15 protein-coding genes and 1 tRNA gene are annotated in these 18243 nt (G+C 70.2%); 6 read left to right on the forward strand and 10 right to left on the reverse strand.

Going from position 1 to position 18243, the window contains the following annotated elements; all coding sequences use genetic code 11:
• Positions 1-351 precede the first annotated feature (351 nt).
• The gene (locus ACFY8O_RS30855; RefSeq protein WP_387908212.1) at positions 352-1128 is read right to left on the reverse strand and encodes an SURF1 family protein; all 777 of its coding nucleotides are present in this window, start codon (positions 1126-1128) and stop codon (positions 352-354) included.
• Between the two features lie 62 nt (positions 1129-1190).
• On the reverse strand, positions 1191-3050 hold the full coding sequence (locus tag ACFY8O_RS30860; protein ID WP_387908215.1) for a S9 family peptidase: 1860 nt from the start codon (positions 3048-3050) through the stop codon (positions 1191-1193).
• 89 nt (positions 3051-3139) lie between these two features.
• Here ACFY8O_RS30860 and ACFY8O_RS30865 point away from each other — a divergent pair, with 89 nt between their 5' ends.
• The gene (locus tag ACFY8O_RS30865) at positions 3140-3976 is read left to right on the forward strand and encodes a class I SAM-dependent methyltransferase (RefSeq protein ID WP_387908218.1); all 837 of its coding nucleotides are present in this window, start codon (positions 3140-3142) and stop codon (positions 3974-3976) included.
• A gap of 50 nt (positions 3977-4026) precedes the next feature.
• Positions 4027-4446, forward strand: coding sequence for a nuclear transport factor 2 family protein (locus ACFY8O_RS30870; protein ID WP_387908221.1), 420 nt, complete (start codon positions 4027-4029; stop codon positions 4444-4446).
• A gap of 176 nt (positions 4447-4622) precedes the next feature.
• On the opposite strand, the gene ACFY8O_RS30875 is transcribed toward ACFY8O_RS30870, so the two are convergent.
• Both ACFY8O_RS30875 and htpG read right to left on the reverse strand, forming a co-directional pair.
• The gene (locus tag ACFY8O_RS30875) at positions 4623-5417 is read right to left on the reverse strand and encodes an SGNH/GDSL hydrolase family protein (RefSeq protein ID WP_145809431.1); all 795 of its coding nucleotides are present in this window, start codon (positions 5415-5417) and stop codon (positions 4623-4625) included.
• Positions 5418-5861: 444 nt separating this feature from the next.
• A complete protein-coding gene (gene htpG, locus ACFY8O_RS30880) occupies positions 5862-7778 on the reverse strand; it encodes a molecular chaperone HtpG (protein ID WP_387908224.1) in 1917 nt (638 codons plus the stop codon).
• A gap of 178 nt (positions 7779-7956) precedes the next feature.
• Here htpG and ACFY8O_RS30885 point away from each other — a divergent pair, with 178 nt between their 5' ends.
• Positions 7957-9198, forward strand: a complete 1242-nt coding sequence (locus ACFY8O_RS30885; protein WP_387908226.1) for a damage-control phosphatase ARMT1 family protein — start codon at positions 7957-7959, stop codon at positions 9196-9198.
• On the opposite strand, the gene ACFY8O_RS30890 is transcribed toward ACFY8O_RS30885, so the two are convergent.
• Positions 9173-9826 carry a TetR/AcrR family transcriptional regulator gene (locus tag ACFY8O_RS30890; RefSeq protein WP_387908228.1) on the reverse strand — a complete coding sequence of 218 codons (654 nt, stop codon included), beginning with the start codon at positions 9824-9826 and terminating at the stop codon, positions 9173-9175. The genes ACFY8O_RS30885 and ACFY8O_RS30890 overlap by 26 nt on opposite strands.
• A 117-nt stretch (positions 9827-9943) precedes the next feature.
• Here ACFY8O_RS30890 and ACFY8O_RS30895 point away from each other — a divergent pair, with 117 nt between their 5' ends.
• Complete coding sequence (locus ACFY8O_RS30895) at positions 9944-10504, forward strand: NAD(P)H-dependent oxidoreductase (RefSeq protein ID WP_145809435.1); 561 nt, start codon at positions 9944-9946, stop codon at positions 10502-10504.
• A 418-nt stretch (positions 10505-10922) separates the two neighbouring features.
• Here the strand turns inward: ACFY8O_RS30895 and ACFY8O_RS30900 are convergent.
• Positions 10923-10996, reverse strand: a tRNA-Pro gene (locus ACFY8O_RS30900).
• A gap of 88 nt (positions 10997-11084) precedes the next feature.
• Entirely contained in the window at positions 11085-12023 is a 939-nt protein-coding gene (locus ACFY8O_RS30905; protein ID WP_145809469.1) for a metallophosphoesterase, read from the reverse strand.
• Between the two features lie 79 nt (positions 12024-12102).
• Here ACFY8O_RS30905 and ACFY8O_RS30910 point away from each other — a divergent pair, with 79 nt between their 5' ends.
• Positions 12103-12567, forward strand: a complete 465-nt coding sequence (locus tag ACFY8O_RS30910; RefSeq protein ID WP_145809470.1) for a GatB/YqeY domain-containing protein — start codon at positions 12103-12105, stop codon at positions 12565-12567.
• Between the two features lie 91 nt (positions 12568-12658).
• Here ACFY8O_RS30910 and ACFY8O_RS30915 read toward each other — a convergent pair whose 3' ends face one another.
• Positions 12659-14893 carry a transglycosylase domain-containing protein gene (locus ACFY8O_RS30915; RefSeq protein ID WP_145809471.1) on the reverse strand — a complete coding sequence of 745 codons (2235 nt, stop codon included), beginning with the start codon at positions 14891-14893 and terminating at the stop codon, positions 12659-12661.
• 397 nt (positions 14894-15290) lie between these two features.
• Here ACFY8O_RS30915 and ACFY8O_RS30920 point away from each other — a divergent pair, with 397 nt between their 5' ends.
• Entirely contained in the window at positions 15291-15668 is a 378-nt protein-coding gene (locus ACFY8O_RS30920; protein ID WP_387908233.1) for a WhiB family transcriptional regulator, read from the forward strand.
• A gap of 60 nt (positions 15669-15728) precedes the next feature.
• On the opposite strand, the gene ACFY8O_RS30925 is transcribed toward ACFY8O_RS30920, so the two are convergent.
• Positions 15729-17183 (reverse strand): ArsA family ATPase, encoded by a 1455-nt coding sequence (locus ACFY8O_RS30925; RefSeq protein ID WP_387908236.1) that lies wholly within the window; start codon positions 17181-17183, stop codon positions 15729-15731.
• Entirely contained in the window at positions 17180-18205 is a 1026-nt protein-coding gene (locus ACFY8O_RS30930; RefSeq protein WP_387908239.1) for an ArsA family ATPase, read from the reverse strand. The genes ACFY8O_RS30925 and ACFY8O_RS30930 overlap by 4 nt, the downstream gene beginning before the upstream one ends.
• Positions 18206-18243 lie beyond the last annotated feature (38 nt).

Below are 18243 nucleotides of genomic sequence, written 5' to 3' on the forward strand. Positions count from 1 at the left end.
GGCACGAACAGCCGTGCCCCAGCGGCGCTCGCGCCGCATCCTGGACCCAACCCGGCGACCAGGGTCCTGGGCCGCCGCGAACCTGATGCGAGTTACGAACAGCCGCGCCCAGCGGCGTCGGGGGCGCACCCGGGGACCCAGCCCGGCGACCAGGCCCTCCGGGCGCTGCGGAGCTGATGCGAGGCACGAACAGCCGCGCCCCGGGGACGCGCCCCGGACCCACCGGGGACGCGCCCCGGACCCACCGAGGACGCACCTCGGGCCGGCCCGAGGCTCACGCCTTCGCGGTCAGGTCTGCACGGTCCGGCCGGGCGCCGGGCCCGGTGCGCGGGCCCGCGATCCAGCCGCTCGTCAGTCGGCGTCGGCCGCCAGCCCCAGCTGTATGTCGCGCGCGGCTTCCGCCTCGCGGCGCATCAGCCGGAACCACATGAAGAGCACGAAGCCACCGAAGACGAACCACTCGCCGGTGTAGCCGAGGTTCTGGAACGCCTTCAGGTCGAGCCCGCTGCCCTGCGCCGCCGCAGCGGGGACGGGCAGCATCCCGTCCTCGTCCGCGGCCCCGGTCCCGGGCAGGGTCACCCAGGCGTCGTACACGTCGTACGGGACGAGGTTGACCAGGGACGCCGCGCTGATCATGCCGAGCTGGCCCTCGGGCAGCCCGCCGCTGAGATCGACGCCGCTGGTGCCGGTGTTCTCGGACGCCTGCAGATCGCCCGTCACGGTGACCTTCCCGGTCGGCGCCGGGGGAACCTCGGCCTCGTCAGGGGAGCCGGCCAGCCAGCCGCGTACGACGGGCAGTGCCTTGCCGCTGTCGGTCCGCAGCAGATCCAGCACGTAGAAGCCGGTGCGGTCGTCCAGCGTGCGCCCGGGAACCAGGAACTGGTCGGCGTACGTCCCCGTCGCCACCGCGGGGCGGCCTGAGGTCTCCGTGCTCACCGGCAGCAGCTCGTCGAGCGGCTTCGCGGGGCGCGTGCCCGGGTCGGGCCGGCTCTCGGCCTGCTCGTGCGTCTCCACGCGGTCCTCGAAACGGCCGAGCTGCCAGGTGCCCATGAACACGCAGAACGGGATGGCCAGCACGACGAAGAGGTTGATCCCCCACCACCGCGGGGTCAGCAGGAACCGGTACACCCCTCCACGGTACGGTTCCCCGCTCCGGGCCGGTGGAGCGGGGTGCACCATTTATCCGGTCCTTATGCCCTCGGCGCCCCTTCCTCCGCACCCTCTCCGCCCGCCGCGGCCCCCAGGTGCCGCAGAGCGAAGTCCAGCTCCAGCCGCACCTGTTTGATGCGCTCCTCCACGACGAGGGAGCCGTGCCCCGCGTCGTAGCGATACACCTCGTGGACGGCGCCACGGGCCGCGAGGCGGTCCACGTAGTTCTCCACCTGACGGATGGGGCAGCGCGGGTCGTTGACGCCGGCCGAGATGTAGACAGGGGCGCGCACGGCGTCCACGTACGTCAGGGGCGAGGAAGCCTCGAAGCGCTCGGGCACCTCCTCCGGTGTCCCGCCCAGCAACGTGCGGTCCATCGCCTTCAGGGCCTCCATCTCGTCGTGGTAGGCGGTGACGTAGTCGGCGACGGGGACCGCCGCCAGCCCCAGGGCCCAGGCGTCCGGCTGCGTACCGAGTCCGAGCAGGGTCAGATAGCCGCCCCACGAACCGCCGGCCAGCACCAGCCGCTCAGGATCGGCGAGCCCGGACTTCACCGCCCAGTCCCGGACGGCCGCGATGTCCTCCAGCTCGATCAGGCCGACCCGGTGCTTGAGCGCGTCCGTCCAGGCGCGTCCGTACCCCGTGGAGCCGCGGTAGTTGACCCGCACGACGGCGAAACCGTGATCCACCCAGGCGGCCGGCCCGGAAGCGAACGCGTCGCTGTCGTGCCAGGTCGGCCCACCGTGTATTTCGAAGATCGTGGGGAACGGCCCGTCACCCGTGGCCGGCGTCTGGACCAGGGCGTGGATCCGTCCACCGGGACCTTCCACCCACGCGTCCCGCACCGGCACCGAAGCCGGCGCCTTCGCACCCGGCGGATCGAGGACGACCGCGCCGGACGTGGAGCGCACGACGGGCGGCTGAGCGGCGGAGGACCACAGATACTCCACCGTGCCGTCGGGACGTGCCGTGGCGCCCGAAACCGTCCCGGCGGGCGTCTCGACGCGGACCGGCTCCGCCGCTCCCGGCTCGTACCGCCACAGCTCGCTGCGGGCCTCGAAGCTGTGCTCGATCAGCAGGGCCGAGCCGTCCGGATACCACTCGGCGCCGGTGTCACCCGGCAGGTCGATCGGCAGGTCCGTCTGCGTGCCGGCCACCGGGTCCCAGATCATCGGCTCCCACCGCCCGCGCCGCTGGTGCCCGACGAGCAGCCGGGTGTCGCCGGCCACCGGGGCGAAACCCAGCACCGAGAGGCCCAGCTCCTTCGTCCCGCCCTCCGTGTCGTCCAGCTCCGCCACCGTGGAACCGTCGGGACGCACCACCCGCAGCGCGGAGTGCATGGCGTCGCCGTGCTCGGTGTGCTCCAGCGCGATCAGGGTCCCGTCGTGCGAGAGGTCGCCGACCCCGGCGGATTCCCTGTGCCGGTATATCTCGACGGGCTCCGCACCCTCCCGGACCAGATGCACGGTCGTGCCCTCCTCGTCCGTCGACCGGCCGATCACCGCCGTGCCGTCCCGGCCGATGGCGAGCCCCGCCGGGTAGGAGGCCTGGAGACCGGGCGCGGCCTGCTCGTCCGCCCCGCCCTCGAACGGCTGCCGCATCCATACGCCGAACTCGTCGCCGTCGGTGTCGGAGAACCACCAGACAGCCTTGCCGTCCGGCGTCAGCACCCCGTCGGTCGTCCCGTTCGGCCGGTCCGTCACCTGGCGCTGCTCACCGGTCTCGCGGTCCCATGCGTACAACTCGTACGTCCCGGTGGCGTTGGAGACGAAGAGCGCGCGATCGGGAGCGTCCTCCGCCCAGTCGGGCAGGGACACCCGCGGGGCGCGGAAGCGCTGCTCCCACCGCGGAGGCTCCTGCTCCCGCTCGGACCCGGACGCGTCGTTCTGTGTGTCGCTCATGACCCCATCCAACCCGATTGACCACACTGCCGGGCGGCCTGTGGATAACTGTTCGCACGCCACCCCGGCCTGTGGGTAACTTTTCCGGCATGTACGCAGCGACGCCCGACGACTGGCACGAGATCAACCGCGCACGCTGGGACGAGCGTGTGCCCATCCACGCGGCCGGGGACTTCTACGACCTGGACGCCTTCCTGGCGGGCCAGGACGCCCTGCGCGACTTCGAGCTCGTGGAGGTCGGTGACGTGACGGGCCGGTCGCTGCTGCATCTGCAGTGCCACATCGGCGTCGACACCCTCTCGTGGGCCCGTCACGGTGCGGCGCAGGTGGTCGGCCTCGACTTCTCCGAGCCGGCCGTCGAGACCGCGCGGGGCCTGGCCCGGTCGCTGGGGCTGCCGCAGGAACGGGCGGCCTTCGTCACGGCCGACGTCCACGACGCCGCCCAGGCCGTCCCGGACTCCTCGTACGACATCGTCTACACCGGGCTCGGGGCGCTGAACTGGCTTCCGGACGTGTGCCGTTGGGCGGAAATCGCGGCCTCGCTCGTCACACCCGGAGGGTTCCTCTACCTCGCGGAGTTCCACCCGCTGACCGACTGCATGGACGACACGAACGGCTCGACGGTCACGTACGACTACTTCAGCCGGGACGCCTGGGTGGACGAGTCGCCGGGTACCTACGCCGACCTCGACGCGGTCACCGTCCACAACGGCAGTGTGGAATGGCAGCACCCGGTGGGCGAGGTGGTCTCCGCCCTGGCGGCGGCGGGTCTGCGGATCGAGTTCCTGCACGAGCACGACGCGTCGCTCTTCCCGCGGTACCCGGTGCTGGAGCGGCACCCGGACGGCTACTACCGCTTCCCCGCGGACCGCCCGCGTATCCCGATGATGTACTCGATCAAGGCATCGCGGCCGGTCAGCGGCTGACCGGAGCCGCCCGCCGCACGATTGTCAGTGGTGCCGTTCACACTCGGGTCATGACGGAGACGGGCGGCGAGGGCGGTACGACGTGGGGGTCCGGGGCGGTACGGGCGACGGTGGAGGCGTACTGGGCGGCGGCGGCCGCCCACGACTGGGAGGCCTTCGGCGCCACGCTCGCCGACGACGTGGTCTACGACCTGCCGCAGAGCCGTGAGCGTGTCCGCGGCAAGGAGAGGTACGTCCGCTTCGCCCGCGAGTATCCGGGGGACCGGCACATCCGGGTCGAGCGGATCGTGGCGGACGGCGAGGGCGCGGGAGCCGCCGCGCGGACCTCGGTCACGGTCGGCCCGCGAGAGCTGTCCGCGGTGCATTTCTTCACGTTCGACGCGCGCGGGCGGATCGACGGGGTGACGGACTTCTGGCCGGAGCCCTACGACCCCCCTGCTGACCGGGCGCATCTGACCGAGCGGTACTGAGCCGTGAGCCGTGAGCCGTGAGCCGTGAGCCGTGAGCCGGCCACCGGCCGGGCGGCCCCGGCACGGACGACGGGCGGCCCCGGCATGGACCACGGGCGGCCTGGCACGGACGACGGCGGTACCTCCGGACGAACCCGGTGGTACCGCCGCATGCGCCGAGGCTTTCTCTACGCGCGTTACACCGCAGAGCGGAAGGCGGGCAGATAGCCGTTCGACTGTCCGATCGCCTTCGGGTGGTAGGAGTTGGTGATCGGGATGGACACGCTGTGGATCCACGCGTCACCCGAGCAGAGTTCGTGCCCCGTGAACTCGTCCACCACGCTGGAGAAGGTGAACCCCGCATTGGCCGCCCGCTTGGCGAGCACCCCGTTCAGCACGTCCGAGGCGTTGTTGATCGCGCCGCGCTCGGTCTCGGAGAGCCCGGCGATGCACGTGCCCGCCAGCTTGTAGAACTTCGGGTAGCCCAGCACGACCACGTGGGCCTGCGAGGCGCGCGAACGGATCCCCGAGTAGAGGGAGTCGAGCCGGCCCGGCAGCGTGCTCTGCATCTGGGAGACCGCCGTGTTCACCCGGCTCACGCAGGTGGCCTCGCTCTGCAGGACGCACGTCTGCATGACGTCCGCGAAGCCGACGTCGTTGCCGCCCGCCGTCACGCTGACGAGGGTGGTCGACGAACTGAGCGCGCTCAGCTGGCCGCTGGCCACCGAACTCGTCGTGGCCCCGGAGCAGGCGACGAACTTGAACGAGGCGGGGGCGTTCGCGTTGCGCCAGAGGTAGGGGTAGGCGTTGGTGCTGCGCATGCAGTCACCACTCTCGGAGGTGTAGCTGCCGGCACCGACTCCGGAGGAGTAGGAGTCACCGAGAGCGACGTAGTTGGCGCCCGCGGCGGAAGCAGGCTGCGCGAGGCCGAGTGCGGCCACGGCGGCGATCGCCAGGGTGCAGATGGATGCCCGGAACGTGCGTACTGACACGGCTGCCAGCCCTTCGAAATGTGGGGGACGAGTGGGGAGTTCGTGGGGCGAGCACGTTTGTAGCAGCTTCAGGTACTCGGCGGTAATGGGCCCGGAGAAAGTCGTCTGATATGCCCGAAGGATCGTTCGGTAGTCCATGCTCCGCGCGTAGATAAACCTGCAACGGGTCCTCGAAATGGTGAAGTTACGGCTCCGGTCGGCACCCTGCGTGACGTCTGCGAGCCACGTCCGGACGGACGTCTCCGTCCGGACGGCAGCCCGCGGCCCCGACCTCGCCCCCGTTACCGAGCGCCACGCGAACAAGACCGCCGTTACCGGCCGCCACGCGAACGAGACCGCCGGTCCCGAACGGCGAGCCCGCGGGCCGCCGGTGACCCCCGCACGCGAACGAGGCCGCCGGGATCTCCCGGCGGCCTCGTTCGCGTGCGTGTCGGTCAGGTCAGATCAGAGCGTGCGCTCCAGCCGGTCGGCCATCAGCCTGCTGAAGCGGGAGGGGTCGCTCAGCTCGCCGCCGTCGGAGAGGAGGGCCAGACCGTGGACGAGTTCGGCCGTCTCGGCCAGCTCGGCGGTGGCCCCCTGCTCGCCGGCCCCGGCCGCGTGTGCCTTCTTCAGGCCGCTGATCAGGGCGTGCGAGGGGTTGAGCTCGAGGATGCGCTTGACGTGCGGCACCTCCTGGCCCATCGCGCGGTACATGTTCTCCAGGGCGGGCGTGACGTCGTGCGTGTCGGAGACGATGCAGGCGGGGGAGACGGTCAGCCGCGAGGAGAGCCGCACCTCCTTCACGTGCTCGCCGAGCTGCTCCGTCATCCAGGTCAGCAGGCCGGCGTACTCCTGCTGCTGCTTCTCACGCTCGGCCTCGACCTCCTTCTTCTCCTCGTCGGTGTCCAGGTCCACCTCGCCCTTGGCGATGGACTGCAGCTGCTTGCCGTCGAACTCCGGCACGGACTGGACCCAGACCTCGTCGACGGGGTCGGTCAGCAGCAGGACCTCGAAGCCCTTGGCCCGGAAGGCCTCCATGTGGGGCGAGCTCTCCATGGCGGCACGCGATTCGCCCGTCATGTAGAAGATCTGCTCCTGGCCCTCCTTCATCCGCTCCACGTACGAGCGCAGGGTGGTCAGCCCCTCCTCGTCCTGCGTCGAGGCGAACGAGCAGATCTCCAGGATCGCGTCCCGGTTCTCGAAGTCCTGGAGCAGCCCTTCCTTGAGGACCCGCCCGAATTCCTTCCAGAAGGTCCCGTACTTCTCCGGGTCGGAGGACCTCATGTCCTTCACCGTGGAAAGGACCTTCTTGACCAAACGACGCCTCATCATCTCGATCTGGCGGTCCTGCTGGAGAATCTCGCGCGAGACGTTCAGCGAAAGGTCCTGGGCGTCGACGACACCCTTCACGAAGCGCAGATACGTCGGCATGAGCGCTTCGCAGTCGTCCATGATGAAGACGCGCTTCACATAGAGCTGGACGCCGCGCTTGTGGTCCTGCATGAACAGGTCCTGCGGCGCGTGCGAGGGCAGGAAGAGCAGGGCCTGGTATTCGAAGGTGCCTTCCGCCTGCATGCGGATGGTTTCGAGAGGCTCGGTCCAGTCATGGCTGATGTGCTTGTAGAGCTCGCTGTACTCCTCGGCGGTGACGGAGTCCTTCGACCGGGCCCACAGCGCCTTCATCGAGTTGACCGTCTCGGTCCCGGGGTCCTCGGCGCCCTCCTCGCCCGTCGCGGCGGCCATCCGGATGGGCCAGGTGATGAAGTCCGAGTAGCGCTTGACGATCTCCCTGATCTTCCAGGGCGAGGTGTAGTCGAAGAGCTTGTCCTCGGTGTCCTCCGGCTTGAGGCGGAGGGTGACCGAGGTGCCCTGCGGGGCGTCGTCGACGGTCTCGACGGTGTACGTCCCCTCGCCGTCCGACTGCCAGCGCGTCCCCGTCTCCTCGCCCGCGCGCCGCGTCAGCAGGGTGACCTCGTCGGCGACCATGAAGCTCGAATAGAACCCGACACCGAACTGGCCGATGAGCTCTTCCGACGCGGACGAGTCCTTGGCCTCCCGCAATTCCTGGACAAACTTCGCGGTACCGGAATTCGCGATCGTGCCGATCAGCTCGACGACCTCGTCGTGCGTCATTCCGATGCCGTTGTCGCGCACGGTCAGGGTGCGCGTCTCCCGGTCTGCGTCGATCGCGATGTGCAGGTCCGACGCGTCCACGTCGAGCTGGTCGTCACGGAGCGTTTCCAGCCGCAGTTTGTCCAGTGCGTCCGAAGAATTGGAAATGAGCTCGCGCAGGAACACATCCTTGTTCGAGTAGATCGAATGGATCATCATCTGCAGGAGCTGACGCGCTTCTACCTGGAACTCGAATGTCTCGGCCGGCATAGGTGCGGATTCCCTTTCCTGGGTTGAGTCGTCTGAGCCGGTACATATCGTAACCAGGCGCCGCGCCGCCCATGTGCCCTTCCGCCCGGGCCCGTTGGCCGTCCGCCCGGTCTCCGGCCGGACACCGTCCGCGTGCCCTGTGGAGAGCGGCGGTCGTGCGGCCGGGCAGACTGGGCCCATGGGCGAAACACGAGGGGCCACGGACACCGCGAGCGACGCCGGGCCACCGGTGATCACGGGCCGGGAGCCCGGCAGTTTCGCCCGGGGGGTGCTGGCCGAGCGCCACCCCGCACTGATCGAGCAGGTACGCGAGGCCTTCCCGTACGGTCCCCGTCAGCAGCGGGCTCTGGACGCGCTGCTGCACGAGATCGTCCACGGGGTCGTGGAGCCGCTCGACCCCGCGAGCCCGGACGCCGGGCTCTGGTCGGCGCGCGGGCCGGAGTACTTCGGACGTCCGTGGTTCGATGCGCCGTTCCTCTGGTCCGAGAGCTACTTCTACCGCAGACTCCTGGGCGCGGTCGGGTACTTCGAGGAGGGGGCCTGGCAGGGCGTCGACCCCTTCGGCCCCTTCAAGCGGGCCGAACTCGTGGGCGCCACGGTGGACGAGGAGCTCCGCTCGCTGGACGACCTCGCCGGGGCTCCCGCGCACGAGCGCGCGACGGCCCTCCTCCTCGCCTCGCTCTGGGGGAACCGCGCCGATCTGGGATTCCGAGGCACGGCGGGGGAAGCCGCTCCCGGCGAGGCCGATCCCCGGCTGGTCGCCGACGACAGCGCGGTGCTCTGGTCGCTGCTCCCGCCGGGGGCGCCGGCGACGGTCGCGCTCATCGCCGACAACACGGGACGCGAGCTGATCCCCGACCTGGTCCTCGCCGACCATCTGCTGGAGCACGGTCACGCGCGGCAGGTCGTGCTCCACGTCAAGCCCGGCCCGTACTACGTCTCCGACGCGATGACGGCCGACGTCATCGACTGTCTGCGCCGGCTGCGCGACGCACCGGGGGAGGCCGGCAGGATCGGTGCGCGGATCTGGGGGGCCATGGGGGCGGGGAGCTTCGCGGTGCGCACCCACGCGTTCTTCTGCGCGCCGTTCCCGTACGAGCGCATGCCCGCCGACCTGCGCGCCGAGCTGTCCGCCGCGACGCTGACGATCCTGAAGGGCGACCTCAACTACCGTCGGCTGGTGGGGGACCGGCTGTGGCCCGCGACGACACCGTTCGCCGAGCTCACCGCGTACTTCCCGGGGCCCGTCGCCGCCCTGCGCACGCTGAAGTCCGACGTCGTCGCCGGACTGGCACAAACGACCCTGGAGCGCCTGGAGCGGTCCGGCCGCGCATGGCGCACCAGCGGAACGCACGCCCTGATCCAGGTCTGCGCCCGGCCCGCGGGGCAAGGGCTCAGCGGGCCGCCCCGTGCCGGGTGAGGAGATCGTGCCAGCCCTGCTCCAGCCGTTCGACGGGTACGCCGCGTTGGCAGGCCAAATGGTGCACGAGGGTGGCGTCGATGGAACCGAGCAGGGTGTGCGCGATCAGCTCCCGCTCGCCCTCCACGCGGGCTTCGCGCAGCAGCATGCCGACATGGCTGAGCCGCAGCCGGTACGCGGGCACGGTGTAGCCCCGGAGCGGGTCGGTGCGGGAGGCCAGGATCAGCTCGTGGTGATCGAGTTCGTGGCGCATCACCGCCGGACCGAAGGCGTGCAGCCGCTCCGCGGCGGCGGCGCCGGGGCCCATGGGCGGCGGTCCGGAGAGGAAGGCGGCCTGCAGCAGTGTCTCCCGGTGGTCCAGGAGCGCGATGAGCAGGCCTGTGCGGTCCTTGAAGCGCCTGAAGACGGTGCCCTTGCCCACCCCGGCGGCGGCGGCCACCGATTCCATGGTGAGGTTCGCCGCTCCGCAGTGGGCCAGGAGGCGGGAGGCCGCGTCCAGCAGCAGTGCACGGTTGCGTGCCGCGTCCGCCCGCAGCTGCTCGGGTTCGCCGACGGGGGCGAGCGTGAGGTCCGCCCGCACCTTACCGACGTCGGGCGGCCCGGGGAGCGGGGGAAGGGAAGCGGTCATGGCCTCAGGGTAGCCCCGGAACAGCAGAAGTGGACCAGGGTCCGTTTAGGTGGTACAACATTAAACGGACCCTGGTCCGCTTGATTCTCGCTGTCTCCGTCTCCCGGGAGCTTCTCCATGTCTGTACGTATCCTCGCCCTCGTCGGCAGCCTCCGCGCCGGCTCGCACAACCGTCAGCTCGCCGAGGCGGCCGTCAAGCACGCGCCGGAGGGTACCGAGGTCGAGCTGTACGAAGGCCTGGCCGAGGTCCCCTTCTACAACGAGGACGTCGACGCCGAGGGCAGCGTTCCGGCCGCCGCCGCCCAGCTGCGTGAGGCGGCCGGCCGTGCCGACGCCTTCCTGCTGTTCTCGCCGGAGTACAACGGCACCATGCCGGCCGTCCTGAAGAACGCCATCGACTGGCTGTCGCGGCCGTACGGCGCCGGCGCCCTGACCGGCAAGCCGGTCGCCGTGGTCGGCACCGCCTTCGGTCAGTTCGGTGGCGTGTGGGCGCAGGACGAGGCCCGCAAGGCTGCCGGTATCGCGGGCGGTGCGGTCCTGGCGGACGCCAAGCTCTCGATCCCCGGCTCCGTGACCCGCTTCGCGGAGATCCACCCGGCCGACGACGCCGAGGTCGTCACCTCCCTGACCGAGGTCCTGCGCCAGGTCACCGAGGGCGTCGGCGCCGCGGCGGCCTGACGCGTCCGGGAGGGCGGCGCGCGGAAGACGCCGCGCCCGCCGTCCCGCCCTCCTGTACGTGTGGGCCCGGTTCGCTTCTCTCCCAGGAGAGGGCGGGCCGGGCCCGCGCGCCGTTCCGTGCTCGTCGCGCTCCACCGGCACGACGCGGGCCCCGGGTCTCCGCCGCGGGCCGAGGCCGCCCGGGGCCGGCGAACGCACGACGCCCGCCGATGTCGTGCCGGTCCGCCTTGCGCGGCGCGGCCGTCCCCCTCGTCGCGCGGCGCGCCAGGATCGAGGCCGGACCTCTGGCCGTGCGGCCGGAGAGCCGGCAGGAAGTCGATCACGACACCTCTGCGGACCGCTTCCGGACGGCCCTCGACATACAGGAAGGGCCTGATCCACTTTCGCGGATCAGGCCCTTGACCTTGTGTTTCAGCTGTCGGGGTGGCGGGATTTGAACCCACGACCTCTTCGTCCCGAACGAAGCGCGCTGCCAAGCTGCGCTACACCCCGATGTCCACCGATTGTCCCGGCGACATCGATTACTTTAGCCCACCTGCGCCCGGAGGCGAAATCCGGTTTCCGGGCGCCGCCGGGGACCTCAGTCGCGGGGCGTCAGCGTCAGCAGCGTCGCCTCGGGCGGGCAGGCGAAGCGGACCGGGGTGTAGCGGTTCGTGCCGCAGCCCGCGGAGACGTGGAGGTAGGACCGGCGGTCGCCGACCGTGTGGCCGGAGAGACCCTTCACCCGGTCCGTGTCCAGGTCGCAGTTGGTGACGAGGGCGCCGTAGAAGGGGATGCAGAGCTGGCCGCCGTGGGTGTGGCCCGCCAGGATCAGGGGGTAGCCGTCCGCCGTGAAGGCGTCCAGGGAGCGCAGGTACGGGGCGTGGACCACACCGATCGAGAGGTCCGCGCCCGTCTCGGGGCCGCCGGCGACCTCGGCGTAACGGTCGCGCTTGATGTGCGGGTCGTCCAGGCCCGTGAAGGCGATCTCGAGCCCGTCGGCCTTGATGCGGCCCCGGGTGTTGCTGAGGTTCAGCCAGCCCGCCTCGTCGAAGGCGTCGCGCATCGGCTCCCACGGGTTGTGGACGACACCGACCGCCGGGGCGTTCCCGTTGAGGCCGTGCTTGCCCTGCATCTTCTCCATGAGGTAGCGCGCGGGGTTGCGGAGCTTCGGACCGTAGTAGTCGTTGGAGCCGAAGACGTAGACCCCGGGGAACTCCATCAGCGGGCCGAGTGCGTCGAGCAGCTCCGGGACGGCCTCCGGGTCGGAGAGGTTGTCCCCCGTGTTCACCACGAAGTCGGGACGCAGGCCCGCCAGGGACTGGAGCCAGGCCCGCTTCTTGCGCTGGCCGCTCACCATGTGGATGTCGGAGACCTGGAGTACGCGCAACGGGCGTGCCCCGTGCGGGAGTACAGGGACGGCGATCCGGCGGAGGCGGAACGAGCGTGCCTCGAATCCGGCCGCGTACACGAGACCGGCGGCACCGACCGCTGCGCCGACTGCCGTGACTTTCAGGGGTACTCCGTAGCGTGCGCGCATGCGCCCATCGTCGCAGACACAGTCCCGCGGGACGAAAACAGGCGGGCGGCGAGTGCCCGGTACCTGACACAATCGCCGCATGACCACGCTCAAGTCCAAGCTCAAGGAAGACCTCACCACGGCCATGAAGGCGCGTGACGAGCTCACCTCGTCCACCCTCCGGCTCACCCTCACCGCGATCACCAAGGAAGAGGTCAGCGGCAAGACGTCGCGCGAGCTCTCCGACGACGAGGTGCAGAAGGTGATCGCCAAGGAGGCGAAGAAGCGCCGCGAGGCGGCCGAGGCCTTCGCGCAGGGCGGCCGGACCGAGCAGGCCGAGCGGGAGAAGGCGGAGGGTGAGCTGCTCGACGCCTACCTGCCCAAGCAGCTCACCGACGACGAGCTGAACGCGATCGTGGCTCAGGCCGTCGAGGAGGCGAAGGCCTCCGGCGCGGAGGGCCCGCGGGCGATGGGCGCCGTCATGAAGATCGTCAGCCCGAAGGTGGCGGGCCTCGCCGAGGGCGGCCGGGTGGCCGCCACGGTGAAGAAGCTGCTCGCGGGCTGAGAGGCCGGGCGTACGGACGAGGAGGGGCACCCCCGGCCCGGGGGTGCCCCTCCTCGCTCTGTTTCATGACCTCGCCGGGCGGAGCGAGGGCTCAGGGGCCGTTGCCACCGCGCCCGCCGCCGTCGTTCCCGCCGATGATGCCCGGCGGCAGGGTGATGCCGCCGATGGGGTCGGCGCCGGGCTTGCCGCCGTCGTCGTCACCGGTGTCCCCGCCGCGGCCCTCGCCGCGCCCCGGGTCCTTCTCCTTCTCCTTGGCGCGGGGCACCGCGATCGGGTTGAAGGAGGGGGTCTCCGAGGCGTTCAGCGCCCCGGTCATCGCGGTCTTCCAGATGGGGCCGGGCAGACAGCCACCGCAGACCTTGTCGTAGTACTGGCCACCGATGGTGATGTCGTACATCTTGGTGGTCTTCTCGCCGACGTCGTCACCGACCCAGACCGCGGTGGAGAGGTTCGGGGTGTAGCCGACGAACCAGGCGTCGAGACGGTCGTTCGTCGTACCGGTCTTGCCCGCGTTGTCCCGGTCGGTGAGGCCGGCCAGCGTGCCGGTACCGTCCTCGACCACGCCCTTGAGCATCTGGCTGAGCGTGTCGGCCGTGGTCTCGCTCATCGCGCGGGAGCACTTGGTCTTCGGCACGCCGATCTTCTTGTCGTCGGCGTCGGTGATCGACTCGATGGCGATGGGCGAGCAGTAAGTCCCCCGGTTGGCGAACGCGGCGTACACCGAGGCCATCGAGAGCGGGGTGCTGACCTCACCGCCGAGGGTGATCGAGGCGTTCTCCTCGATCTCCTTGCCGTCGCCCCGCTCGTAGCCGACCTTCTTCGCCATCTCGACCGTCTCGCAGAGACCCGTCTTCTGCTCCAGCTTGGCGAAGTAGGTGTTGATGGACTTGCCGAGGGCGCTGGTCATGTCCCAGCTGCCCTTCTCGGACTCCATCTCGTTCTGCAGGTCCCAGTTGGAGCTGCCGGTCGGAGCTCCCGCGCAGGTGCGGAAGGAGTTCAGCGGAAGCGAGATCTTCCAGTCCGTGGCGTAGCTCTGGGCGGGGCTGATGCCCTTCTCCAGGGCCGCGGCGGCGGTGATGGGCTTGAAGGTGGAGCCGACCTGGAAGCCGTAGGTGCTGCCGCCCATCTTGTTGCTGACGGCGAGGTTGATCATCGTCTCGTGCTTCTTCTGGTCCAGTCCGTAGGGCCGGGACTGTCCCATCGAGAGGATCTTGCCTGTGCCGGGCTCGACCTGGACGACCGAGGCGGCGACCTTGTCGTCCTTGTAGACCCTCGACGTCGCGGCCTCGTCGGCCGCCTGCTGCGCGCGCGGCGACAGCGTGGTCCTGATCGTGAGACCGCCGAGGTTCCAGAGCTTGGAGCGCTCCTCCTCGGTCTTCCCGAAGGCCGGGTCCGTGAGGATGGTCTTGCGGACGTAGTCGCAGAAGAAGCCGGCGCCGCTGACGGCGGTGATGCAGCCGTTCCTGGGCTTGCGGACCTTCAGCGCGATGGGGGAGGCGATGGCCTTGTCGGCCTCGTCCTGCGAGATGCTGCCGACGGCCGCCATCCGCTGGAGCACGGTGTTGCGGCGCTTGGTCGCCTCTTCCGCGTCGTTGACCGGGTCGTAGCGGGTCGGTGACTGGACGAGGCCGGCCAGCATGGCCGCCTCCTCCAGCTTCAGGTCCTTGGCGTGCTTGGAGAAGTAGCGCTGCGACGCGGCTTCGACGCCGTACGCCTGCTGCCCGAAGAACGTGATGTTGAGGTAGTTCTCCAGGATCTTCTTCTTGCCGAGCTCTTCCTCGACCTGGATCGCGTACTTCAGCTCCCGGACCTTGCGGCCCAGGGTCTGCTGCGTGGCCTCGGCAACCTTGTCGGGGTCGTCGCCCGCCTCCTCGACGAAGACGTTCTTCACGTACTGCTGGGTGAGAGTGGAGGCACCCTGAGCGGCGCCGCCCTCCTGCACGTTGCGGTTCATCGCGCGCAGGATGCCCTTGAGGTCCACTGCGCCGTGCTCGTAGAAGCGCGAGTCCTCGATCGCGATGATCGCGTCCTGCATGTACGGGGAGATGTCCTTGAGCGGGACGACGGTGCGGTCACGCGAGTACACGGTGGCGATCGCGCCGCCCTCGCTGTCCAGGATCGTGGTCCGCTGGCTCAGCGGCGGGGTCTTCAGGTTGGAAGGGATCTCGTCGAATCCCTCGACCGTCCCCTTGGCCGCGAGCCCCAGTGCGCCGGCGGCCGGCAGCGCGATGCCTGCCAGTACAGCTCCGGAGAGTGCGGCGACACCGAGGAACTTGGCGGCCTGCTGGGTCGTCGTCAGACCCCCGCCTGAGCGCTTCTTTGGCATGGGGGCAGCCTACGTTCTCATTCGCCGGACACGCGTACAGGCCTTGGCCTAAGCTGCTCTCAACTGTCACAGCAGTCCGATTTTGTAGCAAGCCCCCTGCGCGGTCCGAACGGAATCCAGCCAGACATCAAGGCGCTCCCGAATTCGCCTGACGTGTCGCTGAATGTCCGTTACGACTTGGGTATCCTGTCCCGATTCTCTCGGGATAGTCGCGCATGTCCTTACGTCACTCCTCTGGGTGATCTCCTGCGCACGCATAGTCCGTTCGGGCCATTCAAGATTGGGCCCGAAGGGGGTGTTGTGCTGTCGCCACCTTCCGTAACGTCCTCAACTGGCAGCGGTGAATATGCCTCTGCCGCCGTGGGGGAGCCTCGATTCGGGAGAGGACGGCGCCGGGATGGGCTGGGTAACCGACTGGAGTGCGCAGGCAGCCTGCCGCACTACCGATCCGGATGAACTGTTCGTACAAGGGGCAGCGCAGAACAGGGCCAAGGCGGTGTGCACCGGATGCCCGGTGCGGACCGAGTGCCTGGCCGACGCGCTGGACAACCGCGTCGAGTTCGGCGTGTGGGGCGGAATGACGGAGCGGGAGCGCCGCGCACTGCTGCGCCGCCGGCCGACCGTCACGTCCTGGCGCCGCCTGCTGGATACCGCGCGCAGTGAGTACGAGCGGTCCGCGGGCCTGCTGCCCGCAGCGGTCGGGCTGGACGACGATCTGCACGACGACGGACTGCGCGACGACGACCTGCACGAGACGTTCGCCGCCGTGGGGTGAGGCCCCCGGGGGCGTGGCCCGTGGGACTGCCGGTGACGGGAGACCGGCGGGCGGACCAGCTCAAACCGGAACTGAACCGGTCGCGAGCCGTTCCCCGACGGCCCTGAGGCCGGAGAGGTCGTGGACGTCGCCGGGCAGTGCGGCCACCTCGGTCACGGGTACCTCGGGGTGCAGCGTGGTGAAGCGCTCACGCGTGTGCTGCTCGCGCGCGACGACCTGCATCCGTTCGGCGTGCAGCCGCAGCAGTCCGGCGGCCAGCTGGTCGACGGTGACGGCATCGGTGGCTGAGGTGTCGTGCCTGTCTGCTTCCGTGTGGGTGGATGACTCGGACGGGTCAGGCGACTTCCGGCCACGCGGTTCGGGGGTGCGCGATGTCCGGGAGCCCGAGGTCGGGTCGTTCAGCGGCGGCTCGTGCCGGTGAGGCTCGTGGTCGTGCGGCTCGTGGTCGTGCAGGGGCGGCTCGTTGCTCTCTTCGGGGGAGAACGGTGACTCCGGGGCTTCGGGAGAGGTGGCGGCCACCGGGTCAGCCGGGTCACCAAGGCCAGCTTTCCCGGCCGCCTGATCCACAATGCCGATGCCCTCAAGATTTTCTGCGGCCGTGAGCGCCCGCTCCGCCGAGAGCCGTGAGGCCTCGCTGCCGTGCACCCGGTTGAGGACCAGGCCCGCCAGCGGCATCTCCTCGGCGGCCAGGCGTTCCACGAAGTAGGCGGCCTCGCGCAGGGCGTCCCGCTCCGGCGTCGCCACGACGAGGAAGGCCGTCCCAGGAGCCTGGAGCAGCTTGTACGTCGCGTCGGCCCGGGTACGGAATCCGCCGAACATGGAGTCCATCGCCGCGACGAAGGTCTGTACGTCGCGCAGGAACTGCCCGCCGAGCAGCTTGCCGAGCGTGCCGGTCATCATCGACATGCCGACGTTCAGGAACTTCATCCCGGCCCGTCCGCCGATCTTCGCCGGGGCGATCAGCACCCGGATGAACTTCCCGTCCAGGAAGGAGCCGAGACGTTTCGGCGCGTCCAGGAAGTCCAGCGCGGACCGGGACGGCGGTGTGTCGACGATGATCAGGTCCCACTCGTCCCGCGCCCTCAGCTGCCCGAGCTTCTCCATCGCCATGTATTCCTGCGTGCCCGCGAAGCCGGCCGACAGCGACTGGTAGAAGGGGTTCTCCAGGATCGCCCGGGCCCGCTCGGCGTCCGTGTGCGCCTCGACCGTCTCGTCGAAGGTGCGCTTCATGTCGAGCATCATGGCGTGCAGTTCGCCGTCGCCCGCGATGCCGTCGACCCGGCGTGGCACGTTGTCGAGCCGGTCGATGCCCATGGACTGGGCGAGCCGGCGGGCCGGGTCGATGGTGAGGACGACGACCTTGCGCCCACGCTCGGCCGCCCGCACGCCGAGCGCCGCGGCGGTCGTGGTCTTGCCCACCCCACCGGAGCCGCAGCACACGACGATACGGATCTCCGGGTCGTCCAGGAGCGCGTCCGTGTCCAGCCCCGGTGCGATCTCCGTGCCCAGCGTCATGACCCCACCCCTCGTCCGGCGCCACGGCCCCGGGGCGTCCGCCCCGCCTCGTCCGCGGTCTCGTCGCCCACACCCTGCTTACGGAACTCCTCCGCCAGCTCGTACAGAGCGGCCAGGCTCACCCCCTCGCCCATCAGCGGGAGCTCGGCCGTGGGCAGCCCCAGCCCGGCCAGCACCGCGCGCTGCTCACGCTCCAGGCCGACCCGCTGGGCGTGCTCGGCCGCCTGTTCCAGCAGCGGTCGCACCAGCCCCGCGGACCCGGTCACGCCCGCCCGGGTGAGCGTCTTCGCGAGCTCCTTGCGGCGGTTTCCCGACGCCGTGCGCAGCGCGTCCTCGTCCAGCAGATGGGGCCGCACCATGTTGACCACGATCCGGCCCACGGGGAGCTCGGCGGCCCGCAGTTCCGCGATGCCGTCGGCCGTCTCCTGGACGGGCATCTCCTCCAGGAGGGTCACCAGGTGGACGGCGGTCTCGGGGGACTTCAGGACCCGCATGACGGCCTGTGCCTGATTGTGTATCGGCCCGATCCTCGCCAGGCCCGCCACCTCGTCGTTCACGTTGAGGAAGCGGGTGATCCGGCCGGTGGGGGGCGCGTCCATGATCACGTAGTCGTAGACGAACCTGCCCTGCTTGTCCTTGCGCCGCACGGCCTCGCAGGCCTTGCCGGTCAGCAGGACGTCGCGTACGCCGGGCGCGATGGTGGTGGCGAAGTCGATGGCGCCGAGCTTCTTCAGCGCCCGGCCGGCGCTGCCGAGTTTGTAGAACATCTGGAGGTAGTCCAGGAGCGCGCGCTCGGCGTCGATGGCCAGGGCGTGGACCTCGCCACCGCCCGGCGCCACCGCGATCCTGCGTTCCTCGTAGGGGAGTGCCTCCGACTCGAAGAGCTGGGCGATGCCCTGTCTGCCCTCGACCTCGACGAGGAGGGTGCGCCTGCCCTCGGTCGCGAGGGCGAGCGCGAGTGCGGCGGCGACCGTGGTCTTACCGGTCCCGCCCTTGCCGCTGACGACCTGGAACCTGCTCACGTCTTCGAGCCTAACCAGTCGGCAGGCAGGCTACGCAC

Source organism: Streptomyces argenteolus (genome assembly GCF_042902585.1).
GTDB classification, from domain to species: Bacteria; Actinomycetota; Actinomycetes; order Streptomycetales; family Streptomycetaceae; genus Streptomyces; species Streptomyces argenteolus.

Bases quoted from the DNA above. Each gene is read 5' to 3' on its own strand.
- ACFY8O_RS30925 (WP_387908236.1), bottom strand. From the start codon at position 17,183: ATGACGCTGGGCACGGAGATCGCACCGGGGCTGGACACGGACGCGCTC.
- ACFY8O_RS30920 (WP_387908233.1), top strand. From the start codon at position 15,291: ATGGGCTGGGTAACCGACTGGAGTGCGCAGGCAGCCTGCCGCACTACC.
- ACFY8O_RS30860 (WP_387908215.1), bottom strand. From the start codon at position 3,050: ATGAGCGACACACAGAACGACGCGTCCGGGTCCGAGCGGGAGCAGGAG.
- htpG (WP_387908224.1), bottom strand. From the start codon at position 7,778: ATGCCGGCCGAGACATTCGAGTTCCAGGTAGAAGCGCGTCAGCTCCTG.
- ACFY8O_RS30885 (WP_387908226.1), top strand. From the start codon at position 7,957: ATGGGCGAAACACGAGGGGCCACGGACACCGCGAGCGACGCCGGGCCA.
- ACFY8O_RS30865 (WP_387908218.1), top strand. From the start codon at position 3,140: ATGTACGCAGCGACGCCCGACGACTGGCACGAGATCAACCGCGCACGC.
- ACFY8O_RS30870 (WP_387908221.1), top strand. From the start codon at position 4,027: ATGACGGAGACGGGCGGCGAGGGCGGTACGACGTGGGGGTCCGGGGCG.
- ACFY8O_RS30915 (WP_145809471.1), bottom strand. From the start codon at position 14,893: ATGCCAAAGAAGCGCTCAGGCGGGGGTCTGACGACGACCCAGCAGGCC.
- ACFY8O_RS30890 (WP_387908228.1), bottom strand. From the start codon at position 9,826: ATGACCGCTTCCCTTCCCCCGCTCCCCGGGCCGCCCGACGTCGGTAAG.
- ACFY8O_RS30905 (WP_145809469.1), bottom strand. From the start codon at position 12,023: ATGCGCGCACGCTACGGAGTACCCCTGAAAGTCACGGCAGTCGGCGCA.
- ACFY8O_RS30910 (WP_145809470.1), top strand. From the start codon at position 12,103: ATGACCACGCTCAAGTCCAAGCTCAAGGAAGACCTCACCACGGCCATG.
- ACFY8O_RS30895 (WP_145809435.1), top strand. From the start codon at position 9,944: ATGTCTGTACGTATCCTCGCCCTCGTCGGCAGCCTCCGCGCCGGCTCG.